The sequence below is a fragment of the Chroococcidiopsis cubana SAG 39.79 genome (assembly GCF_003991895.1).
In the GTDB taxonomy this organism is placed as follows: domain Bacteria; phylum Cyanobacteriota; class Cyanobacteriia; order Cyanobacteriales; family Chroococcidiopsidaceae; genus Chroococcidiopsis; species Chroococcidiopsis thermalis.
Genome location: NZ_RSCK01000026.1, coordinates 52,823 through 76,137 on the forward strand (window position 1 = coordinate 52,823; position 23,315 = coordinate 76,137).

Consider the following 23,315-nt stretch of genomic DNA (forward strand, 5'->3'; position numbering starts at 1 on the left):
AAGGGGGACAAGGGGGACAAGGGGGACAAGGAAGACAAGGGAGAATAAATACAAATGAGCAGTGACCAATGACCAATCATTCAATCGTCAGATTGAATGGCAAACGGGCATAAACTCCTAAAGGATCGTTCATGACTTGCAGAATTGCTAGCTCGTCGCGCATTTTAGCAACTTCAGATGCGATTGGGGCTGGTAGTGCGAGTTGGTTTGCAGCAGTATTGTTACCCAAGGCGGTTCTGACTCCATCAGAGACTTGCCCAAATAAGCGTTCTTCTAAAGAACGGGTTTCAGGATATTCTGCTACTTCCCAGTCATCGCCTAACTTGGCTTGCTTCGTGGCGTAGTCAATTGCTGCGTCTAACCCACCAATTTCATCGACTAACCCAATTTGTTTGGCACTGACACCCGACCAAACTCGACCTTGGGCAATTTCCTCGACTTTCTGTTGCGGTAAATCCCGTCCCTCAACAACTTTTGATAAGAATGTACTGTAGATGCGATCGACCGCGCGTTGATAGACTGCTAATTCTGCGGGAGATTTAGGGCGAGAAACAGTTTGACTGTCGGCATATTTTCCAGTTTTCACCACATCCCAGGTAATACCATTGTTATTTGCCAACTTTTGGAAATTTGGCAGCAGTCCAAATACGCCGATAGAACCTGTAATTGTGTTGGGTTCGGCAAAAATCCGATTGGCATCGGTGACAATCCAGTAACCGCCGGAAGCTGCAACATCGCCCATAGAGACAACGACTGGTTTTTTGGATTCCCGCGTCAGGCGGATCTCGCGTTGAATGATTTCTGAAGCTGTGGCACTTCCACCAGGACTATTTACCCGTAAGACAACAGCTTTGACATTGGGATTCTGTCGCAATTGGCGGAAGATCCGGGCAAAGCGATCGCCTCCTACTTGTCCCGCCTCTCCTTGACCGTCCACAATATCACCTTCAGCGTAGACGATCGCCACTTTATTCTCTGAGTTCCGTTCTACGCCCAAAGCCTTACCAGAAACCCCAGCATATGCACTCAAGCTAATTTGGCGGAAGGTTTTATTTTCTTTTTCCTCACCAGTTAGCTGCTTTAACTGCGCCAAAACGCGATCGAAATAGTCTACTTTGTCTACTAATCCTTGTTTTTGGGCTGTTTCTGCCAGCAAGAAACCTTGACCGTCTGCGATCGCTTGTAACTGGTTAGGGCTAATTTTCCGGCTTTGACCGACTGCTGTGCGCCACTCTCCCCACACATCATTTAATAATTTCTGTGTCTGTTGCCGATTTTCTGGACTGAGATTTTGACGAATTAATGGTTCTACGGCAGCTTTAAACTTACCTACCCGAATCACTTGCACCCCAACACCAAATTTCTCTAATGCCCCCGTTAAGAATGGAGTTGAAGCACCCAAACCATTAATCTCCATTGCGCCAAGGGGGTTCAGCACTATGGTATCCGCCACGGAACTGAGATAATATTCTTTCTCTCCCCAACTTGAGCTGTAAGCAATAATTTTTTTGCCAGCAGCACGGAATTTTTCCAAGGCTCCCCGCACCTCTTTCAATTTGGCGTAGCCACTGCTGCCATCCTCGGCGCTATTGCTGCCATCGAGATAAATTCCAATAATTTTAGGGTCGCGCCTTGCCTTTTCCAGGGTATCTAGCACCGTGCGAAGGGCGATCGTGCGGTTACTTTCTCCTGAAAGAGCATTTTGAATCAAAGCGCTGGTACTGGAGTTACGCGGGGCATCGGTGATATTGAGAGATAGATCGTAAACTAAGACCGATCTATCCTTAACTTGCGGTTCGTTATCTTGAGCAGCCAATGCCACCAATATGACAAGCATTCCAGATATACTCAGACCAAAAAATAGTAGCAGTCCGAGCAAGGTTCCAATGGCACTAGCAAAAGTTTGTTTGAGGAAGTTACGCATTTAACTAGGGAGTAGGGAGTAGGGAGTCGGGAAGGGAACAAGGGAGACAGGGGAGACAAGGGGGACAAGGGAGACAAGGGGGACAAGGAAGTAGAGGAGCAGAGGGAGTATTCTAGCCACCAGCCACTGGTTCCACTAGTCACTTAATAACTGACAACTGATTTAATTTTTCCCACAACTATCATTTATGCTACGCGCTGCAAAGTTTGAGATTGTTTGAGCTGTTGTAAGTTAGCGTTACCAGTACAAAAGAGGACGGTGGTAATTTCGGCAATTAGGACTTCTGCAAGAGCGTGTAGGGTCGGTTCTGATTCGGCAGCTGCTCGTAAAAACGGCATGGCAAGACCTGCCAGATCTGCTCCCAGGGCGATCGCTTTGGCAACTTCTAAGCCGTGTCTCAACCCGCCAGAGGCAATCAGAGGAATATTGGGGGCAGCCTGCCGCACGTTGATAATGCATTCTGCCGTGGGAATACCCCAGTCAGCAAAGGTGAGTCCGAGGCGGCGTTGCATGGCTGTTTCTGCCCGTTCGCTTTCTACTTTTGCCCAGGACGTACCACCTGCACCCGCTACGTCAATCGCTGCAATTCCAGCATTGATAAGTTTTTGCGCCATCTCCCCTGAAATTCCATTACCGACTTCTTTTGCGATCGCCGGGACGGGTAGCCTTACACACAGTTTTTCGATTTTGTCAAGTAAACCGCAGAAGTTGACATCACCTCTGGGTTGAATGCACTCTTGTAGGGGATTGAGATGCAAAATCAAGGCATCGGCTTCGAGGATGTCTACTACCCGCAAGCATTGTTCTAAGCCATATTCGTAGTTGAGTTGCACCGCACCCAAGTTAGCGAATAAGGGAATATCGGGAGCGAGCGATCGCACGGCGAATGTATCGGCAACTTGCGGTTTTTCCACTGCTACCCGTTGAGAACCTACGCCCATCGCGATTTTATAGTGTTGGGCAACCTCAGCTAAGCGTCGATTGATGATGCCTGCTTGCTCTGTACCCCCAGTCATGGAAGAAATGAGTAGGGGTGCGCCTAGCTTCTTACCTAGAAAGGTAGTGGTTAAGTCAATGTCACCGCGATTTAGTTCGGGTAAACAGGTATGAGTAAAGCGATAGCGTTCCAATCCATTTGTCACAGACTGGCACTGGACATCTTGTTCGATGCAAATTCGCAGGTGATCTGCTTTACGAGATTCGGTAGCTGCTGGCAAATTGGTAGGAAGGTTCACAGGTGGATTTAAATCGAAGCATCATTTACTACCATTTTCTCAGTCTTGGGTAGAAGATGCAGGTAAGTTTTCATCCGGCTTGTTCTACTGTTTGCTGCAAGCTATTGTAACTCACGACTCGGTTACGACCGGAATGTTTAGCAGCATATAAGGCTTTGTCAGCAGCACCGAGTAATTTTTCCTCTAAAATTGCATCTATTGGAAAAGTTGCATGACCGACGCTGACAGTGACATGAATCGAGAGTTCGAGAGAAATAGCGATCGCTTCAACAGCCACAGCATGACGCAATCGTTCTGCGACAATCGCCGCACTATCGTTGAGCGTTTCTGGTAGAATCACGGCAAACTCTTCGCCGCCATAACGCGCCACTACGTCCACGGGGCGAATTTCGCGTTTGACGATCTCAGCAACGACTTTGAGTGCTTTGTCTCCCCCCTGGTGTCCGTGGGTATCGTTCAGCTTTTTGAAATAGTCGATATCTAACATAATTAAAGAGCAAGGATGCATGTAGCGATGCGATCGCTCGATCTCTGTTTTGAGTTTTTGGTTGAACTCGCGACGGTTAAAAACTCCGGTTAATCCATCCAAAGTCGCTAAATTTCTCAAAGCTGTCTGACTCTGTTCGAGTTTTTCTGCCATTTGATTAAACATCGTTGCCAGTTGCCCCAATTCATCTTGATTCGTTAGGACAATCCGGTAAGAAAGATCTTCCTCAGCTAGGTGTTTGACTCCCTCTGCTAAAATCTGCAATGGGATTAATACAGAACGAGCTAAAGTTAAACTCGCGATCGCCGCTACTCCCAATCCCAAGCCAAACACAACAACTACAATCGCCTTTACCCAAAGTTTGGTGTTTCGCGCTTGAGCGACGTTATCAGATATTTGCAAATGAGTCAGGAGTTCTTGCAATCGATCTAGAGCTTCTGTAGCCTGTTCGAGCTGTACGTCCAAACGCTTCTTTTCTTGGGCAGTAAACTTAGTTCTAGCTAGATGGGAATTCGTAAAAATCGCCTGGCTGCTGATTTTAGCTTGTTGCCATGCTTTTTGAGCTACGAACAACAAAGCTGTTTTTTCTGGCGTATCGTTTGAGGTATTCAGAATTGTCACAAAAGCTTTATCTATTTCACCACTTATCTGCAGAAAGCGATCGCGAGCATCTGGCGTACCGTAGCTGAGATAATCATCAGCAGAAGTTGATGCCATGACAATCAGTGATTCTAACTCGGTAACGGGAAACAATTCCTCTAAAGTTGCGTTTTCATTTTTTTCAAATTTACTCAACGCTCCTTCTACCGAGATAAAAGTCCCACAACCAAGCAAAATCAACGGCAGCAGCATAGCTCCCATACCAAAGGCGAAGCGATTGCGGATGGAGGTACTCGAACCCCAGATTTTCATCAAGTTTGGCAGCTGCTAGCTTAGTTGCATTTAGTTTGCCCGCAGCCATCTCAACTGTTTACTGTAATTACGCGCAGCAACATGTAATTTTTATATGAAATTGGTATAAGTAAAAACACGACTCGGGAGAAGCTAAAAGTCAAAAGCTAAAAGTCAAAAGTAATTCTCCCTACTCCCTACTCCCTACTCCCTTAATTTCCGCAATAACTGCAAATGCTGAGATAATGGGGCAAGGGTATTTGCCGCGATCGCACCACTGGCGGCGACGGCGGGTAAACCGATACCAGGGAAGGTAGAATCACCACAACACAACAACCCTGGAATCGGTGTAGTTGCGCCAGGAAACAAACCTTGCCCCGCAGCAATGGCGGAACCGTAGGAACCTCGATGACGGCGTAAGTAACGAGCGTGAGTTAGGGGCGTACCTACCAAAGTTACTTCACAGCGGTTGTCGATATCAGGAATAATCCGTCTCAAAGCTTGCCACATGACTTCTGCGCGTGCTTGTTTTTGACGGGCATACTCTTCACTTTTGCGATCCATTCCCTGCCATATACTGTAAGGTTCGCTACCAGGAGTATAAGCATGAATAACGTGCTTTCCTGGTGGTGCTAGGGACGGATCTAAAACTGATGGAATCGATACCAATACGACATTTTGCGGTGCTGTGACTCCCCTTTCCCAATCGTTTACCACAATATAGTGACATGCCAAATCTGCCCGAATATGTGTGGCATCAATTCCCAAATGTAGGTGCATGAAACTGTCACACTCTGGAGTTGCCTGTCTTGCTTGCAAAGATTTTGGTATGGAATCTTGCGGAAGTAATTTCAGCGTGTCCCAGATAGAAGCATTCGAGACGACGGCTTGTCTTGCGTGTAATTCTTCACCACCGCGCAATCGAACACCTTGAGCGCGTCCTGCTACTAAAATTTCCTCAACATGGGCATTTAGCATCAATTTACCCCCATGTTTTTCTAATCCCCGTACTAAGGCATCAACTAATGCCCCACTACCACCTAGAGGGTAATCTAACATCACTCCAGGTTTGTACCAGTCGGCAAACATAAATGCCATTTCTGCCGCACTCGTGCCGCTTGCTGGTAGCCCAGAGAGGAGAAAACACAACAGATCCAACCAGTTACGCACAAACGGATCGGTGACGACACCATCCATAATCTGACTGAATGCCCCCGTCAGTTTAAAAGTACTACCAACATGAGGTAGCATCGCAGGCAGATATTGCCCTAAAGAAATGACTGCACCTAAATCGAAACGTAAAGCCGTGGGAGGAATTGCCGTAGCAGCTTTGGCTAAAGGTTCTATGACTCGTTGAAGTTCGCGCCACTCGGCTACAGCCTTATCTCCTCGCAACCTTGCCAACACATCACAAAATTGGTCTGCACCTACAGTTGTATCGAAGTCACCTTCCGGCAAACAGCAACCCCAAGTATCGTAATTGACACAAGGTAGATCTTCGCCAATTGCATCTAAAACTTGTCGCAGTGGATTGGGTGAAGGGCTGTAAGATAAACCGGAGTAGAGGGAAGGTCCAGAATCAAATTTAAAACCGTTGCGTTCAAAACCGTGCGCCGCACCCCCAGGAGTTGAGTAGCTTTCGCAGACAACAACATCAAATCCATACCGTGCCACAATTGCCGCACAGCTCAAACCACCAATACCGCTACCGATGACAATGACATCTGTTTCCACTACTTTAGATTTTGTTACATCACACCCTGTCTATGATAATTAATTATCGTTAAGCACGATCGCTGCCCTCTACTCCTAAATGTTTAGCAATTGTTCCTGTCTGTCTTTGGATTGCAGACAACCGAGAATTGGTTTCTTGTCTGTCTTGGTTTGCCGAAGCAATTATCCCGTCCATGCGAGTCGCTAAATTATGCATGGTTTCGGTATACTGCCTCAAATCTCGACTGAAAGACTCCAAAAAGCGATTGTTTGATTCTACAATCTGCTCGATCCGTGTCAAGCGAGCATTACTTTCGATGGCTGATTGCTCGATTCTTCGCATCCGTTCGTCGCTTTCGGTGGCTGACTGTTCCAAGCGTTGCTCGATTCTTCGCATCCGTTCGTCGCTTTCGGCTTTTGATTGAGTGCTGGCAGCAACAAACTGTTGCAACAATGATTCAATTTGAGTTAGTCGTTCGTTGCTGCCCGTCATTATACTTATAGCGATCGCGGATTTAGAAAAAGTGTTTATCTTTTACTATTATCCTCGATATTTACACGAAAGATATTTGCAAATTTGAAGTTTGCACTGTTAAAAGGGCAGGTTTACTAAGAGATTTGTAGGAAAATTTTGAGCGAACCCGCTCTACCCTCAACTAAAACGTCAGCACGGTACGAATTGATTCTCCTTTGTGCATCAAATCGAAGGCATCATTAATCTTTTCGATTGGCATTGTGTGAGTGATTAAATCATCAATATTAATTTTGCCTTCCATGTACCAATCGACAATTTTCGGTACGTCTGTGCGCCCTCTCGCACCGCCAAAAGCCGAACCTTTCCAAACTCTTCCTGTTACTAATTGAAATGGACGAGTGCGAATTTCTTCACCCGCAGCAGCAACGCCAATAATAATACTTTCACCCCAACCTTTATGGCAGCATTCTAATGCTTGACGCATGACATTTACATTGCCAATACATTCAAAACTGTAGTCAGCTCCACCTTTAGTTAACTCTACTAAATAAGGAACTAAATCGCCTTCCACTTCTTTTGGATTGACAAAATGCGTCATACCAAACTTTTCAGCGATCGCCCGTTTACTAGGATTAACATCTACACCAACAATCATCTCTGCGCCTACCATTCGCGCCCCTTGGATGACGTTTAGACCGATCCCCCCCAAACCAAAAACGACAACCTTAGAGCCTGGTTCGACTTTTGCCGTATAAACAACTGCACCAATACCCGTAGTTACACCACAACCGATGTAACAAACTTTGTCAAAAGGTGCATCTTCACGGATCTTGGCAACAGCAATTTCTGGTAGTACTGTATAGTTAGCAAACGTGGATGTCCCCATGTAGTGGTGGAGCTTAGTGCTATTTAGAGAAAACCGACTCGTACCATCGGGCATCAACCCTTTGCCTTGAGTGAGGCGAATGGCTTGACAGAGATTTGTTTTACGACTGAGACAATATTCACACTGACGGCATTCGGGAGTGTAAAGAGGAATGACGCGATCGCCCGCTTTAACGCTCTTTACCCCTTCCCCTACTTCCACGACAACCCCAGCCCCTTCATGCCCTAAAATTGCCGGAAATAAGCCTTCTGGATCTTTACCAGAAAGGGTATAGGCATCGGTATGGCAAACTCCAGTCGCTTTGATTTCGACTAAGACTTCCCCTGCTTTTGGTCCTTCTAGTTGTACCGTCTCCAATTGCAAAGGTTTTCCAGGTTCGTAGGCAACAGCTGCTCTGACATCCATAATTCATCCTCGCGATCGCTATGACTAGCTTACAGTTATCAGGGAGCAGGGAGCAGGGAGCAGGGGAGACAAGGGGGACAAGGGGGACAAGGGGGACAAGGAAGACAAGGAAGACAAGGGGGACAAGGGGGACAAGGGGGACAAGGAAGACAAGGAAGACAAGGGGGACAAGGGGGACAAGGGGAACAAGGAAGACAAGGGGGAGAAGAGAGAGTCGCGGAGTTGGGGGAGAACGATCGCGCACTACTCACCACACCCCACACCCCACACCCCACACCCTATTTACTGCTGGTTCCACTAGCCACCACCCACTAGTCACTCTCTACTGTCAACCACCTATTACCAATTGCCTATTACCACTTATGACTAATCTGTCTAAAGAAAGAGGAGAACGGGCGACTATTTTGTCATTTTGAGTACAGATTGAATACAGATATTTCCAGCGTTCAATTGCGTAGCATCACCAACTGCCAATCGTTAAAGTTTACCAATTTTATATCTGCATTTATGCAGAGGGGGCTGCTAGGATGTCTATTACGAAGCGAGAATCTGGAAGTGCGATCGTCTTTGAGGCTCATAACGGTGGTGTGGTGGCATTCTGTCGTCAGGGAGCTTGTTATGTAAATCCTCTGTGTACGTCGGGTGTTAAGAGTAGTGTTTTATCTCTGATGCCGAAAGATGTGGTCTTAGAGGAGTTGCAAACAACCTCTGAGTTCCTGGAATTGCTGGCAAAGAAGTAGAGTAAAGGCTTGTGTCGTTCTGGGTTAGTTTTTCATAGAATTAACCTGCTCGTGCCACCATCGAGAGGACGACTGCTGGGTTGGATTGTTCGTTCAATTCAACCTAGAAATTGCGATCGCGATTCGTTCTACAGATAAATATCGATCCTTCTCAATTGTTAAATTTTTTCTTCATTTTTTGTTAAATAAAACACAATTTTGACTCCAAGAGATTTGGTGTTATGTAACGTTGATTATTTTTGACAATTGTTGGTTATTTTTGATACAAACTCTCTTGCGTTCTAATCCTTATGATGCGCTATGTCCGCGCAGCTTTAGGAGGATTTGAATGCCGAAAACGCTCTTCAAAGTCGATCTAACTAAGCCAATGGATCGACAGGAACTACCTGGACACAACCGCTGGCATCCTGATATTCCTGCCGTGGTTTCGGTGAATCCAGGTGATGTCTTCCGCATTGAGTGTAAAGATTGGACGGACGGACAGATTAAAAATAACGATAATCCTGACGATATCCGCGATGTCGATTTAACGGTCGTCCACGTATTGAGCGGTCCCATCTGGGTCAACGGCGCTCAACCAGGAGACATCTTGGTTGTCGATTTGCTCGATATTGGCGCTTTGCAGGGCGATGAGTGGGGCTTTACGGGTATTTTTGCCAAAGACAACGGTGGTGGCTTTCTGACCGACCACTACCCCAATCATGCTAAGGCAATTTGGGATCTGGAGGGCATTTATACCAGCTCCCGTCACATCCCAGGCGTGCGTTTTGCTGGCATCACTCACCCTGGTTTGATTGGTTGCGCTCCCTCACACGACTTACTGGCAACATGGAATAAGCGGGAAGCAGAGTTAGTTTCAACAGCTCCCGATTTACGGACTTATGGAGCGGGATTAGCGGCGAATATGCCAGTTTATGCGGCTCTACCGAATCCAAAAAATGCGATTTTGGGTCAAGTCGCACCAGCAGACTTCGATCGCATTGCGGCTGAAGGTGCGCGTACCGTCCCTCCTCGCGAACACGGTGGTAACTGCGATATCAAAAACCTCTCCAAAGGGACGCGAATTTATTTCCCCGTTTACGTGGAAGGTGCAAAGCTATCGATGGGAGATATTCACTTCTCCCAAGGAGATGGGGAAATCTCATTTTGCGGTGCGATTGAGATGTCTGGTTATATTGACTTGCATGTAGACATCATCAAAGGTGGCGTAGAAAAATACGGCATGGTCAACCCAATTTTCAAGCCAGGTCCCGTAGAGCCTCGTTATTCAGAATATCTCGTATTTGAAGGGATTTCCGTAGACGAATATACAGGTAAGCAATACTTTATGGACGTGCATATTGCCTACCGTCGTGCTTGCTTAAATGCGATCGAATATCTGAAGAAATTCGGTTTTACAGGCGAACAAGCTTATTTATTGCTCAGTTGTGCGCCCGTAGAAGGACGAGTCAGCGGTATCGTTGATATTCCCAATGCTTGTTGTACGCTAGCAATTCCAACGGAGATTTTTGACAAGAATATTTTGCCTGTTTAAAGGGTAATTGGTAATTGGTCATTTGTAACCATCAATCAATCAACACGATCGATCTTCCTTTATTTCCCGATGCCCGAACGGGCGGGTTCACCAGCCATATTTGTTAGAATTAGAAATCTTTGGTAAACCCGCCCCTACAGCAACTGATAACTGATAACTGATAACTGACTATGCCTTTATACGAATTTCGTTGCGATGATTGTGGTGTATTTGATGAATGGCGATCGCTGGCAGAATGTAACAATCCTGCTCATTGCCCAACTTGTGAAGAACCTGCCAAAAAAGTGTTTGCACCACCGATGTTGTTGTCTGGTTCGATGCGACTGAAACAGGAAAATCCAGAGCCAAAATTAGTCAAACGCGATCGCGAACCCGAACAACCCCACCTGAGAAGTCATACTGGCAGTCGCCCTTGGATGATTAACCATTAAAATTGGCAAAAGAGAATACAAATTCAAGTTTTCTGCAACGCTTCCATTTATGGGCTTAACTTGTCAACAATTACTACAAAAGCATCCTCAAGCGTGGCAAGAAGCTACGATCCATCCTTTCCTGCAAGAATGCCAACAGGGAACAATTCAACCGCAACAGTTTAATACTTGGTTGGTACAAGACTATTTATTTGTGATAGATTTTACCCGTTTTCTCGCGAGAATTTTGGCGATCGCACCCCCGCACAACTTCGATATTCTTTTGGCTGGATTGAGCGCCCTTAAAGACGAACTCAACTGGTTTCAAACCAAAGCCGCCGAACGCCAACTGCAACTCAATACTGATAAACAGCCTACCTGCATTGAGTATTGCGACTACATGCAAAGCTTATCTGCAACGCCCTATGCCGCGCAAGCTACGGCACTTTGGGCGATCGAACTAGCATACAATCAAGGCTGGCAATTACCTGGAGCCATGCCCCCACCCTACACTGAATTTGCCGATCGCTGGGGCAATCCCGATTTTACGACTTACGTAGACTTCCTAGAACAGCAAGCAGATGCAGCTTTGAGTAACGCCTCAGAGGAGGTGCAGCAACAAGCCACAGCAGCTTTTTTGAATGTTGCTAGATTAGAAAAAGATTTCTGGCAAATGGCGTACACAGTGACCAGTGACCAGTGACCAGTGACCAGTGACTAGTTTATTCTGACTTACGACTTAGCAATTACCAACTACCAACTACCGATGACTAATTGACATTTCATCTTTTTCATGCCATGTAGCATTTGTAACCAACTTCAAAAAGAAATCATCAGTCTTAGGGTAGATGTTTCACCGGAGATCGCGCAAACGCGATGAATTTAATATTTAATAGAGTATAAATAGCTCTGCCAATTAGAACGCCAAAAAATTTAGTCTAAGCGTAAGCTATGGACAACGCTCCCATTCTTGATGCTACTACGATTTTGGTTGTAGACGACGATAAACTCATGCGGCAGCACATGCGCCGAGTGATGGAACAGGCTGGATATCAGGTCGTAGAGGCGCAGAATGGCGAACAGGCAATAGCGGCTTACACTCAGTTTCATCCCAGTCTCGTATTGCTAGATGCCGTTATGCCCGTGATGGATGGGTTTGCCTGCTGTCGGCACTTGCGTAGTTTTCCTAATTGCGATAGCGTGCCAATATTAATCGTTACAAGGCTAGATGATGCAGAATCGCTCCAACTCGCTTTTGATGCAGGTGCAACTGATTTTATTACCAAACCAATTAACGACATAGTTTTACGGCAGCGAGTACGGCATTTATTACAAGCTAGTCGGACGATGGCAGAATTACGCGCCTCTACGGACGCAGCCCAAGCATCGCGCCAACAAGTTACCAATATTTTAGAAAGTATCAGCGATGGCTTTTTTACCTTAGATAATGAGTGGCGATTTACCTACATCAATCAACACGCCCAAGTATTTCTACAAAAAACGAGAGCGGAGTTAATTGGTAAGAGTATTTGGGATGAGTTTCCCGAAGCAGTGGGTTCTACTTTTGACCAGGAGTATCGCCAAGCAAGAGCGCAACAAATTGCAGTTGCTTTTGAAGAGTTCTATCCTCCGCTCAATACTTGGTTTGCCGTTCATGCCTATCCATCTCAAGATGGTATATCAGTATATTTCCAAAATATTAACGAGCGCAAACGCCTAGAGGCGATCGCCCGCACGCGAGAACGAGAACTGGCTGATTTTCTAGAAAATGCCAGCGTCGGCATACACTGGGTAGGAGCAGATGGAATTATTGTCTGGGCAAACCAAGCTGAATTAAATCTGCTCGGTTACACTCGCGAAGAGTACATCGGACAACACATTGCCAAGTTTCACGCCGATCGAGAAGTTATCGACGATATTCTGCAACGCCTCAATTCTGGCGAGACACTGTGCGACTACGAGGCGCGGTTGTTATGCAAAGATGGTTCTATCCGAGATGTATCGATCGGCTCTAACGTTTTTTGGAAAGACAAGCAATTTATCCACACGCGCTGCTTTACACGCGATATCACCGATCGCAAACGGATGGAAAACCAACTGCAACAAACTATGCAGTTGCAACAAGCAGTTCTCAACAGCGCTAACTATACGATAATTTCTACCACTACTGACGGGACAATCCTCACCTTTAATGCTGCTGCCGAGAAATTATTGGGCTATTCCGCCTCAGAAATTGTTGGTAAAACCACACCCGTAATCATTCACGATCGCGAAGAAGTCGTCAGTCGGGCGCGAGAATTGACTCAAGAACTGGGAGTGACAATCGAACCAGGGTTTGAGGTGTTTGTTGCTAAAGCAAGACGGGGAGAACCAACCGAGCAAGAATGGACTTACATTCGTAAAGATGGCAGCCGCTTCCCCGTTTTATTGTCAATTAGCGCCATGTACGATGCTAACGGTAAGATTACCGGATTTTTGGGTATTGGCAGCGACATCACCGAACGCAAACGAGCCGAAGCAGAACTACAACGCCAAAATTTGCGATCGCAATTATTTGCCGAAATTACCCTGAAAATTCGTCAATCGCTCCAACTAGAATCGATCCTCCAAACTACCGTCAACGAAATTCAAAAGTTTCTCCGAGCAGATCGGGTGATTATTTTTCGCCTATGGTTGGATGGTTCTGGAAATGTCGTGCGGGAAGCCGTAGTCAACGGCTATCCAGCGATTTTAGGACAACATATCTACGATCCTTGTTTTGAGGAGGAATACATTCAAAAATATCGACAAGGACGCATCAGCGCTATTCATGATGTCGAGCCAGCAGAAATACACGCTTGCCACAAAGAACTTCTGCAACAATATGGAGTCCGAGCTAATCTCGTCGTGCCGATTTTCCTCAAGCGAGAACTCTGGGGTTTGCTGATTGCCCATCAATGTAGTAGTAGTCCCCGCGTTTGGAGCAGCTTTGAAACCGAATTGTTACGGCAATTGAGCGATCAAATCGGCATTGCTCTCGCCCAAGCCCAAATGCTAGCCGAAGAAACCCGCTACGCGCAAGAACTTGCCCGTTCTAACGCGGAACTGCAACAATTTGCCTCCGTTGCTTCCCACGACTTGCAAGAGCCACTCCGAAAAATTCAAGCCTTTGGCAACCGCTTGAAAGCCAGTTGCGGAGATCTTCTCAACGAGCAAGGACTCGATTCCTTGGAGCGAATGCAAAATGCAGCCGGACGGATGCAAACTCTGATTGACGATCTCTTAATGCTGTCCCGCGTCACGACTAAAGCGCAACCTTTTGTAACTGTCGATCTCAATCGAGTCGTAAAAGAAGTATTATCCGATCTAGAGGTGAGGATACAGCAGACTGGGGGTAAGGTGGAAGTTAGTTCCCTTCCTAAAATTGATGCTGACCCAGTACAGATGCAGCAGTTATTACAAAATCTTTTGAGTAATGCACTGAAGTTTCACAAACAAGATACGCCTCCAGTGGTTAAGCTTTTCAGCCAACTATTTGATTCCCAACACCAACCAGTTACAGATGGGGCGATCGCCACATCATGCCAAATTATGGTAGAGGATAATGGTATTGGTTTTGAGCAAAAGTATCTCGATCGGATCTTCAATGTCTTTCAACGCCTGCACAGTCGCAGTCAGTACGAGGGTACAGGAATCGGACTAGCGATTTGCCGTAAAATTGTCGAACGACATCAGGGCAATATTACAGCTCAAAGTAGTCCAGGGCAAGGAGCTAAATTTAGTGTTACCCTGCCAATTAAACAACTCGTAGGAGATAACTCGGAGTGAAAGGGCGACGCACCACTGTCACAATTCTCATGGCTGACGATGACGAAGACGATTGCATGTTAGCAAGAGAAGCGCTGGCAGAAAGTCGCTTGGCTAACGATCTCTATCTCGTGCGCGATGGCGAGGAATTAATGGATTACCTACATCAGCGCGGTCAATATACTGACCTGAAGCTTGCCCCTCGTCCAGGCTTGATTTTACTCGATCTCAACATGCCCAAGAAAGACGGACGCGAGGCACTACGGGAAATTAAGGCAGACCCGCAGTTAAAACATATACCAGTAGTGGTATTGACAACTTCCAAAGCCGAGGAAGATATTTATCGTAGTTATGAATTAGGCGCTAACTCCTATATCACTAAACCAGTCACCTTTGCTTCCTTAGTAGAGGTCATGAGGACTATTGGTAAATACTGGTTTGAAATTGTAGAACTACCACTGCAATCGGTGGGAAACGGACATGGACACTGAGCGAGTCAAAGTACTTTTAGTTGATGACGACGAGGACGATTATGTCTTGACGCGAGACTGGTTGGCAGCAGCTCAAGGCACGACATTCGATTTAGACTGGGTAAGTTCTTATGATGAGGCAATAGCGACGATCGCCCAGTGTCAACACGATATTTACTTGCTCGACTACCGCTTGGGCGATCGCAATGGTTTAGAATTGCTTCAAGCTGCCGTAGCTGAAGGTTGTGCCGCACCCATAATTTTACTCACGGGCAAAGGCGATCGCGAAATCGATATCGAGGCGATGAAGGCAGGAGCAGCCGACTATCTAGAAAAAACTCAGTTGAGCGCCCCTTTACTAGAACGTTCCATTCGCTACGCCCTCGAACGCCAGCACACTCAGCAACAAATTCGCGCCCAAGCCGAATTACTCGATGTCGCCACCGATGCCATTATTGTTAGATCGCTAGATGACAAAGTTTTATATTGGAACAAGGGAGCAGAACGTCTCTACGGTTGGCAAGCACAAGAGGCGATCGGGCGAAATCCTAACTTATTAATCTACAACGAGAGTCTCGTCGATCAACTGCTAGAGATTCACACAGCCTTAAAACAAACAGACACTTGGCAAGGCGAACTACATCAAGTCACTAAAAACGAGAAACCAATCGTCGTCTACAGTCGATGGACCTTAGTACGCGATCGCCAAGCTCAGCCTAAGTCAATTCTTGTCGTCAATACTGATATTACCGAGAAAAAACTCTTAGAAGCTCAATTTTTACGCGCTCAGCGTTTGGAAAGTATCGGCACTCTTGCCAGCGGCATTGCTCACGATTTGAATAATGTCCTAGCACCAATTCTGATGACAGCTCAGCTACTGGAATCTCAAATGCACGACGAGCGCAGTCAGCGACTTTTGCCAATTGTCGTTACCAACGCCAAACGGGGTGCGGCTTTAGTCAAGCAGGTACTCTCTTTTGCACGAGGTTTAGAGGGAACGTATACAAACTTACAAATTAAGCATTTAATCTCAGAAATTCGCCAAATTGCCAAACAAACCTTTCCAAAATCGATCGAGGTTCAGACTAACATTGCCTCTAATTTGTGGTCTGTCTCTGGGGATGCCACTCAATTGCATCAAGTCCTAATGAATCTCTGCGTCAACGCTCGCGATGCCATGCCTAATGGTGGAACGTTGACAATTTCTGCCGAAAACTTTACAGCAGACGAACACTACGCCAGGATGAACTTGGAGGCAAAAGCTGGCTCCTACATCGTCGTTACCGTCAGAGATACAGGTCAGGGAATGTCGCTGGAAACCCAGGAAAGAATTTTTGAGCCATTTTTCACGACCAAAGAACTCGGTAAAGGCACGGGACTGGGACTATCCACTGTCATGGGTATTGTTAAAGGTCACAATGGATTTATTCAAGTTTGGAGCGAACTCGGTAGAGGTACGGAATTTCAAGTCTATCTACCAGCAGTGGCAGTTGTAGAATATTATCGGCAGACAGAACAAGACACGCCCTATGGGAACGGTGAGTTGATTTTGGTTGTGGATGATGAAGCTGGCGTGCGCGAGGCAACAAAAACTTCTCTAGAGACTTTTAATTATAAAGTTGTCACTGCTAGTGACGGAATTGAGGCGATCGCCACCTACGCAGAACACCGCGATCGGATAGATTTAATCTTAATTGATATGTTAATGCCTGCAATGGACGGTATTACCACAATTCGTACTATACAAAAACTCAATCCCCAAACTAAAATTATTGCTACTAGTGGTTTAGCCGCTCAAGACAAATTTCATGGAATGACAGACATAGAAGTACAAGCCTTTTTAGCAAAACCCTACACAGCCCAAGAATTATTGCAAACGATGAAGCAAGTTCTGTGTTCGCAACCAGTTGGTTGTTAGTTGTTGATGAGTGACTAGTCACTGATTAATATCCGCCTAAAATTCCGCGTTTCTTTGCTTGGCGTTCTGCTAGTCGGAATAGTCCTATCCCTAGAGCAAGATATACGACTCCATTGATGAAAGCGATCGCTATGTGAGTTAAATTTAAATTCTCTCCGCGTGCCATCAAAGCTCGTAATATTCCTGCACTGGGAGTAATTGGTAATAGACTTGCTAAGACTCGGGCAAATCCCGTCGATGCTTCTATGGGAGTAGCTAGGAGAAATAATAAACCAAATTGAAATATGACTTGTAATTGGCTTACCTGCTTAAATAATAAAGCTAAAGCTCCAATTATAAAAGCAATCCCATTCGCTCCCATCAATACAGTTATGAGAGGTAAAATCAAAACTGGAGGAAAATCGAGACGGCTGCCAGTTAAGAGCATTATAGTTAATAAAATGCTCAAAACAAAAGCTAATTGCAACGTTATCGCTGCTAGCGATCGAATTAAAAATACTTTGACTGCCCCGAATTGAGAGAGAAAAAGTTGTTCGAGCGTGCCAGTTTGAGCTTCGTACTGAATTCTATTAGCAACGTTGCCCATAACAAATAAAACTAAGCTCCAAAGCACGTAGCCAATAACTATTGAATCGAGGCGATCGCCTAATTGAAAACTCGCCCCAGCAACGTAACGAGCGCTCAAAAACAATCCATAAAAAATTGAAACAGTAACTATAATAATACCAACAACTTCGATTGGATAGCGACGTTGTAAAATCCAAGTTCGTTTTAATTCTGCAAAAAATAACTCAGTCATTAATATTATTACCTTGTTTCACAATCTGTAAAAATATTTCTGTTAAATTAGCTTGTTCTTTTGCCACAGATTGAATTGGTAAAGGCTGGAGAACAGCAAGAACTTTATAGAGTAATTCCGGGCGATCGATGTAAATAAATCTTCTGGATTCAATCTCTAAACCAATTGTTTCTAATTCTATTATTCTTGTTTCATCTAAAGCGGTTTCCATTTCTATCTTGTAAGCTGTACCAGAAAATTGTTGAATCAATTTTTGTGTGGGTGCTTCTGCCAAAATCTCGCCTTTTTGAATAATGGCAATTCGGTCTGATAAAATTTCTGCTATTTGTAATTGGTGAGTTGTCAGCAAGATAGCACAACCGGTAGCAGCAATTTCGCGGACGAGAATTTTTACATCCTCAGTTGCTTCTACATCTAATCCTAAAGTTGGTTCATCTAATAATAAAAGTTTGGGACGATGAACTAAAGCTACAGCAAATGCTAATTTCTGTTGCATTCCCCGTGAGAGTTGCTCTACAGGAGTATATCGCTTGGCTAACAAGTCAAATCTTTCTAAAAGATCTCTTCCGGCAAGACGCGCTTCTCGTCGATTCAGTCCTTTTAATACGCCAAAATATTCTAAATTTTCCTCTGGAGTCAATCGCCAGTAAAGGTTGCGATTCCCTTCTAAAACTGCACCCAGGTTTTGTAACGCTGAAGCATTGCGATGAGGATCTTTACCTACAATTCTCACTGAACCAGAATCAGGCTGAATTAAACCCGCCATCATTTTGATACTAGTTGTTTTACCTGCACCATTGGGACCAAGAAAAGCTAAGATCTCTCCTGGGTAGATAGTTAAGGAAACATCCTTCACTGCTGGTACATTTTGTTTGTTGCGGCGGAAAGTTTTTTTGAGATTATACGCTTCTAAGGCTTTCATAAAAAAGTGGTAATGGGTAATGGGTAATGGGTAGTTGGTAGTTGGTAGAGGCTAGTTTTCATATCATTACCCTCACCCCTAATCTCATCCTCTATTGAGTGTGTAAGGTGGGCAATGTCCACCTTACAATTGATATTAAATACTTTTCAAAATGCGATCTTCAGTAGCGTAGTCGAGTAATTCTTTTCCAGTCCACGGAGAAATTTCTGTTGGTGGATGCGATCGCTGCCAGTCAATTGTTGTTTTTAGCGCCTTTTCTAGCGTGACGACTTCGCTATAACCGAGTTCCTGCCGAATGCGGGTGGTATCTACCAGCCAGTGCTGAGCCGTGTTGTATGGTAGGTTCCAGTCTGTCGGTAAAGATTCTGTGGCAACAGTCACAATTTTGCCTTACCAGCCTGCGACTCGTCCAACTCTGCTCAGTCTTTCTGCCTCAGTTAAAACTTCTGCATCTGCAACATGATAAATACGTCCCTTAGCACGTTCGTTTGTAGCTGCCAAAGCGATCGCGTAAGCAACATTCTCTACATACCCGTAGGAACCGCGCCATTGAGCTATGCTTTCTGGCAAGACGATCGCCGGACGGTCTTCATCCATTCGCTTTAAGTAGGGGAATAGACGGTTGAGAGGATCTTGCGTCCCGTAAACCATTGGCAACCGTACAATTGTACCAGTTAAATCGGCAGAATTCATCACTACCCGTTCGACCAAAATCTTTTCATAATCTGCCGGAGCGTTCAGCGGTCTTTCAGCCATTTCCCGAAATAAATGTAGCTGCTGGCGCAAGGCTGAATTTTCAGTTAGGGGAACCGGCTCAACTGGAGTCGATTCAATTTGCAGAAATACTGCATAAGCGCGATAGACATCCATACTGCTAATAGCAACAACGCGCTCTGCGATACCCTGAAATATATTCATCAGCGCGATCGCATCTGCCTCGGTATAGGGAAACATATCGACGACAACTTGAGGCGAAAGACGCTCAAATTCACTTTTCATCTGGCTAAGAGCGGAGCGATCGCCTAATATATGTTGTATTCCTTCGGGTAACTCTGCTGCTGTTTTTCCTCGATGGAAAACGGTGACTTCATGTCCCATTGCATACAATTGCCTAACTACAGCAGGACCAATAAAATTCGTTCCCCCGATAACTAAAATTTTCATATTTGCTCCTTGATGGGAAAGTTAAAAGTTAAAAGTTAAAAAGCAAAACCAATTATCAATTACTAATCAATTACACAGTCAACTTTTGAATAATATTGTCAATCAATCCATACTCTTTTGCTGCTTCAGCGTTGAGATAAAATTCTCGCTCTGTATCGAATTTGATTTGTTCTATTGACCGAGCAGTATTAGTAGCAAGTATGCTATTAATACTGCTCTTAAATGTGCAATTTCTCTAGCTGTAACTTCGATGTCGCTTACTTTCCCTTGAGTGCTAGCTAATGGCTGTGCGATCGCAATTCGAGTATTCGGTAAAGCCGATCTTTTTCCTTTTGTGCCAGAAGAAAGTAATAATGCAGCCATTCCCTTTGCAGTTCCAACGCAGACGGTACAAATATCCGCCTGGATTTGAGTCATTGTATCGTAAATAGTCAATGCAGCCGTAACTGAACCACCTGAACTATTGATATATAGAAAAATATCTCGTCCTGAATCTTCCGTATCGAGAAATAGCATCTGCGCTACAATTGAATTAGCTATTTCTTCTGTAATGTCACCTCTTAAAAAGATTACTCTTGTAGCTAGTAAGCGAGAGTAAATATTAAAATAACTCTCTCCATAAGCTGAAAACTGAGAAAAAAAAGGAATGTTTGACTGTTTGGGAAAACTCATCTTTATAGCCTCCTAATTCAAATTTAAATCTTGGGTCGAGGCGTATACTTACAGCTATACATTTTTAATTGTCTGAGCGAGAATGAGAGTGAGGAAGCAGAATTTAGTTACCCGTTACTATCAAAAAAGCTCGCTAAAACATTTGGTAGTCGATCGAGCTTGTCATTCCAACCACCATTCAACAAAGAATGGAGAATAACACTTTCTAAAATTTGAGCTGCACCAATATGCGTAGGTGAAAATGTAGAACTGGGAGCGATCGCCTCTACAGCATGAGTCACTGCATTGAAATCCCCCAACCCCCTTGAAAAGGGAGCATCTGTCCCCCCCTTGTTAATGGGATCTAGGGGAGTTCGAGATCTCTGGTTACAAATGCGTACCTCCTGTAACTGAGGTGTTGCGTAATTTAACTCGCGGTGTTCTAGCTGAAGTTGCGTCCCGCCATCAACAGGTGTCAGCGTCCAAATCACAATCGAAGGCTGACTCATATAACTATCCTGCCAATTGTAAGCAAGTCGTTTTGGTGCGTCAATTTCTAAAACTTCGCAACGGATAACACCATCTAAACCTGGTAGGGAATGAGTGCGAAATTGAAATTTGTGACCGATCTGCGGTTCAAAATCATTGTCCATCAACCATGCGGCAAGCGATCGCCTCTCGGTAAGTCCCCGCCAGACTTGCTGCAGTGAGTAAGGATAGAAAACTTTGGTCTTTAATCCTCTGAGCATCGGTTATTCTCCAAATATGCACCGAGAGCAGCTAATTTCTCTTGCCAGAACTGTTCGTAATGCGATACCCACTCCGACACTTGTTTTAAAGGTGCAGGATTCAATTGATAAAGCCGCTGTCGTCCTTCCCGCCGTTGGGTAACTAAGCCTACTTCACACAACACCTGCAAATGCTGAGAAATGGCTGGTAAAGACATGGCAAAAGGTTCAGCCAGTTGTTTTACTGGTTGTTCGCCGTCACGCAACCGATCCAGCAATGCTCGTCGCGTTGGATCGGCGATCGCCTGAAAAATATCTCCCCCCGCAGCGGGTCTACTCATATAATATTTAAGCATTCACTTAAATATTAGGATATATAAGCTTTTACTTAAATGTCAAGCTTACGGAGGCGCAAAATTCCGCGTCTTGACTTTGTAGGTCTTTGTTCAAGTTTTACAGCTAAGACATAAATACAAGGCTTATTTGAGTCATAAAATATCTAATTAAAAAACGCTTTTAGTACGATTCATATTTGGTTGATGACCAATAACTAATCGGCGATCGATAATAGTCTTAACACCAATACTAATTCTCTTTATTTTTGTCCAAAATTTCCTCTCCACTGGTTCCCTTTTTTACAAGGAGAGTTAGGGGATCTGCTGTCGCATATCTTTGTGACATATAGTCTGTGACATATAGTTACAAAAAACTGGTATAAGTCCATCTCAGTTTGGAATTACTACATTAAAACTAATTTGTTATCTAGCGAAATAGCTATATTTAAATGCCCAGTGTTTTTCAGAAGTTTCATTTGCCATCTTAACTGTTTGTTTACTTGAAAATTTCTCAATTAGCCCTAATATTGTTCTTATTTACTCGACTGGAGATATAAGGCATGAAGGAAAACGATCTGCTAGTCGAAAAAGTTTACCAGCAAGCTAGAGCCGATGAATTTATCTGGCAGAAAGCGAAAACTTTAGGTATGTCGCGCAAGAAATTCCTGCAATTTATGACTGTCGGTGCGGGAATAGCAATTGGTAGCGGTTTACCACGCTTACGGCTAGAAGAACCCGCTCTGGCTGCTGGGGAGGTAGTTAAATCAGTTCCTCCAGAACTTTTTTACGATTACAAAGGCATTCAACAAGAAATGCGTTGGGAAGCCATGTATGACCGAGGCTATCTCGTTCCCAACGAGCTATTCTACGTCCGCAACCACACGGCTACCCCCAAAATCGACCAGAAGACATGGCGCTTGCGGGTTGAAGGGTCTGGGGTGTCTCGTCCGAGAGAGTTTACTTACGACGAACTCCTTTCTCTACCATCAGTCTCGGTGATTCGAGCGCTAGAGTGCGCTGGTAACGGTCGCAGCTTTTTTGAATCCGTCCAGGGAAAAAAAGCCGACGGAGCGCCGTGGAAACTGGGCGCGATCGGTGTAGCAGAATGGACGGGCGTACCTTTGTGGGAAGTTCTGCAACTTGCAGGAGTCAAACGCACCGCAAAAGACGTAATGCCAGAAGGGTTAGACGAAAAGAAAGTTCGTCGTCCGATGTCCCTGGCGAAGGCATTAGAGGAAGATACATTGCTCGTCTATGCGATGAACGGGCAAACTCTACCAGCAGACCACGGTTTCCCCATCCGTGCCTTCGTTCCAGGCTGGCTGGGTGCGGCTAGTATCAAATGGGTAGGGCGGATTGAAGTTTCAGAAAAACCTCTGTTTTCCACATGGAACACGGAAAGTTATGTCTTAATCGGCTCCGACTATCAACCCAATCCCCCTGCTAAAGGCACGATTATCACGGCGCAAAATATCAAAAGTGCTTTCGAGCTGGCTTGGGATGCCAAAATGCCCGCAGGAGAACATTTATTGCGAGGGCGTTCTTGGTCTGCTGGCAGTAAAATTGCCAAAGTTGAGGTCAGCCTTGATGGGGGCAAAACCTGGCAAGCGGCACGACTCCGAGAGCCTAACCTTGATGGAGCTTGGGTGAGATGGGATGTAGATTGGAATGCTCGTCCTGGCAAATATCAGCTTCAGGCAAAGGCTACAGACACTAAAGGCAATACCCAACCAACTTCAGTACCTTTCAACGCTAAAGGCTATTTGTACAACGTGAGTTCGACGGCTCAAAAAATAGTAGGAGGTAGAGCTGGCAAGCCATGAGGATGGATATCTAAAGACG

The 23,315-nt window shown here is 45.1% G+C and carries 21 protein-coding genes and 1 pseudogene; 9 read left to right on the top strand and 13 right to left on the bottom strand.

Going from position 1 to position 23,315, the window contains the following annotated elements:
• Positions 1 to 76: 76 nt before the first annotated feature.
• The 6 genes from sppA to DSM107010_RS17145 all read right to left on the bottom strand — a co-directional run bounded on the left by sppA (position 77) and on the right by DSM107010_RS17145 (position 8,016).
• Positions 77 to 1,924, bottom strand: a complete 1,848-nt coding sequence (gene sppA / locus DSM107010_RS17120) for a signal peptide peptidase SppA (RefSeq protein ID WP_127023439.1) — start codon at positions 1,922 to 1,924, stop codon at positions 77 to 79.
• A gap of 185 nt (positions 1,925 to 2,109) precedes the next feature.
• Positions 2,110 to 3,159 carry a type 2 isopentenyl-diphosphate Delta-isomerase gene (gene fni / locus DSM107010_RS17125; protein ID WP_106170694.1) on the bottom strand — a complete coding sequence of 350 codons (1,050 nt, stop codon included), beginning with the start codon at positions 3,157 to 3,159 and terminating at the stop codon, positions 2,110 to 2,112.
• 70 nt (positions 3,160 to 3,229) lie between these two features.
• On the bottom strand, positions 3,230 to 4,558 hold the full coding sequence (locus tag DSM107010_RS17130) for a GGDEF domain-containing protein (protein ID WP_241994245.1): 1,329 nt from the start codon (positions 4,556 to 4,558) through the stop codon (positions 3,230 to 3,232).
• Between the two features lie 183 nt (positions 4,559 to 4,741).
• The gene (locus DSM107010_RS17135) at positions 4,742 to 6,271 is read right to left on the bottom strand and encodes a phytoene desaturase family protein (protein ID WP_106170608.1); all 1,530 of its coding nucleotides are present in this window, start codon (positions 6,269 to 6,271) and stop codon (positions 4,742 to 4,744) included.
• Positions 6,272 to 6,320: 49 nt separating this feature from the next.
• Positions 6,321 to 6,743 carry a hypothetical protein gene (locus tag DSM107010_RS17140; RefSeq protein WP_015153670.1) on the bottom strand — a complete coding sequence of 141 codons (423 nt, stop codon included), beginning with the start codon at positions 6,741 to 6,743 and terminating at the stop codon, positions 6,321 to 6,323.
• A 163-nt stretch (positions 6,744 to 6,906) separates the two neighbouring features.
• The gene (locus DSM107010_RS17145; protein WP_127023445.1) at positions 6,907 to 8,016 is read right to left on the bottom strand and encodes an S-(hydroxymethyl)glutathione dehydrogenase/class III alcohol dehydrogenase; all 1,110 of its coding nucleotides are present in this window, start codon (positions 8,014 to 8,016) and stop codon (positions 6,907 to 6,909) included.
• A gap of 20 nt (positions 8,017 to 8,036) precedes the next feature.
• Here DSM107010_RS17145 and DSM107010_RS17150 point away from each other — a divergent pair, with 20 nt between their 5' ends.
• The 8 genes from DSM107010_RS17150 (at position 8,037) to DSM107010_RS17185 (ending at position 16,874) form a co-directional block, all read left to right on the top strand.
• Positions 8,037 to 8,432: a hypothetical protein gene (locus DSM107010_RS17150; protein ID WP_127023448.1), complete on the top strand. Its 396-nt coding sequence runs from the start codon at positions 8,037 to 8,039 to the stop codon at positions 8,430 to 8,432.
• A 111-nt stretch (positions 8,433 to 8,543) separates the two neighbouring features.
• On the top strand, positions 8,544 to 8,756 hold the full coding sequence (locus tag DSM107010_RS17155; RefSeq protein WP_015153668.1) for a hypothetical protein: 213 nt from the start codon (positions 8,544 to 8,546) through the stop codon (positions 8,754 to 8,756).
• 328 nt (positions 8,757 to 9,084) lie between these two features.
• Positions 9,085 to 10,290, top strand: coding sequence for a formamidase (gene fmdA / locus DSM107010_RS17160; RefSeq protein WP_015153667.1), 1,206 nt, complete (start codon positions 9,085 to 9,087; stop codon positions 10,288 to 10,290).
• 170 nt (positions 10,291 to 10,460) lie between these two features.
• Entirely contained in the window at positions 10,461 to 10,721 is a 261-nt protein-coding gene (locus tag DSM107010_RS17165) for an FmdB family zinc ribbon protein (protein ID WP_015153666.1), read from the top strand.
• A gap of 49 nt (positions 10,722 to 10,770) precedes the next feature.
• Positions 10,771 to 11,403 (top strand): thiaminase II/PqqC family protein, encoded by a 633-nt coding sequence (locus DSM107010_RS17170; protein ID WP_127023451.1) that lies wholly within the window; start codon positions 10,771 to 10,773, stop codon positions 11,401 to 11,403.
• A 248-nt stretch (positions 11,404 to 11,651) separates the two neighbouring features.
• Positions 11,652 to 14,507 carry a PAS domain S-box protein gene (locus DSM107010_RS17175; RefSeq protein ID WP_127023454.1) on the top strand — a complete coding sequence of 952 codons (2,856 nt, stop codon included), beginning with the start codon at positions 11,652 to 11,654 and terminating at the stop codon, positions 14,505 to 14,507.
• Positions 14,504 to 14,977 (top strand): response regulator, encoded by a 474-nt coding sequence (locus DSM107010_RS17180; protein WP_015153663.1) that lies wholly within the window; start codon positions 14,504 to 14,506, stop codon positions 14,975 to 14,977. The genes DSM107010_RS17175 and DSM107010_RS17180 overlap by 4 nt, the downstream gene beginning before the upstream one ends.
• Positions 14,967 to 16,874: a hybrid sensor histidine kinase/response regulator gene (locus tag DSM107010_RS17185; RefSeq protein ID WP_106170199.1), complete on the top strand. Its 1,908-nt coding sequence runs from the start codon at positions 14,967 to 14,969 to the stop codon at positions 16,872 to 16,874. Before DSM107010_RS17180 ends, DSM107010_RS17185 begins: the two co-directional genes overlap by 11 nt.
• 25 nt (positions 16,875 to 16,899) lie before the next feature.
• On the opposite strand, the gene DSM107010_RS17190 is transcribed toward DSM107010_RS17185, so the two are convergent.
• From DSM107010_RS17190 to DSM107010_RS17215, 7 genes and pseudogenes are all read right to left on the bottom strand, one after another.
• Positions 16,900 to 17,673, bottom strand: coding sequence for an ABC transporter permease (locus DSM107010_RS17190; protein WP_106170201.1), 774 nt, complete (start codon positions 17,671 to 17,673; stop codon positions 16,900 to 16,902).
• Positions 17,666 to 18,595 carry an ABC transporter ATP-binding protein gene (locus tag DSM107010_RS17195; protein ID WP_127023457.1) on the bottom strand — a complete coding sequence of 310 codons (930 nt, stop codon included), beginning with the start codon at positions 18,593 to 18,595 and terminating at the stop codon, positions 17,666 to 17,668. Before DSM107010_RS17195 ends, DSM107010_RS17190 begins: the two co-directional genes overlap by 8 nt.
• Positions 18,596 to 18,730: 135 nt before the next feature.
• A complete protein-coding gene (locus DSM107010_RS39710) occupies positions 18,731 to 18,976 on the bottom strand; it encodes a hypothetical protein (RefSeq protein ID WP_199755585.1) in 246 nt (81 codons plus the stop codon).
• 9 nt (positions 18,977 to 18,985) lie between these two features.
• Positions 18,986 to 19,759, bottom strand: a complete 774-nt coding sequence (locus DSM107010_RS17200) for an NAD-dependent epimerase/dehydratase family protein (RefSeq protein WP_199755586.1) — start codon at positions 19,757 to 19,759, stop codon at positions 18,986 to 18,988.
• A gap of 70 nt (positions 19,760 to 19,829) precedes the next feature.
• Positions 19,830 to 20,431, bottom strand: a pseudogene (locus tag DSM107010_RS17205) (ATP-dependent Clp protease proteolytic subunit).
• A 107-nt stretch (positions 20,432 to 20,538) separates the two neighbouring features.
• Entirely contained in the window at positions 20,539 to 21,159 is a 621-nt protein-coding gene (locus DSM107010_RS17210; RefSeq protein ID WP_106169530.1) for an SRPBCC family protein, read from the bottom strand.
• The gene (locus DSM107010_RS17215) at positions 21,144 to 21,479 is read right to left on the bottom strand and encodes an ArsR/SmtB family transcription factor (protein ID WP_015153656.1); all 336 of its coding nucleotides are present in this window, start codon (positions 21,477 to 21,479) and stop codon (positions 21,144 to 21,146) included. The genes DSM107010_RS17210 and DSM107010_RS17215 overlap by 16 nt, the downstream gene beginning before the upstream one ends.
• A gap of 554 nt (positions 21,480 to 22,033) precedes the next feature.
• Between DSM107010_RS17215 and DSM107010_RS17220 the strand changes: the two genes are divergently transcribed.
• Positions 22,034 to 23,296 carry a sulfite oxidase gene (locus tag DSM107010_RS17220; protein WP_106169529.1) on the top strand — a complete coding sequence of 421 codons (1,263 nt, stop codon included), beginning with the start codon at positions 22,034 to 22,036 and terminating at the stop codon, positions 23,294 to 23,296.
• The last annotated feature ends 19 nt before the right edge of the window (positions 23,297 to 23,315 follow it).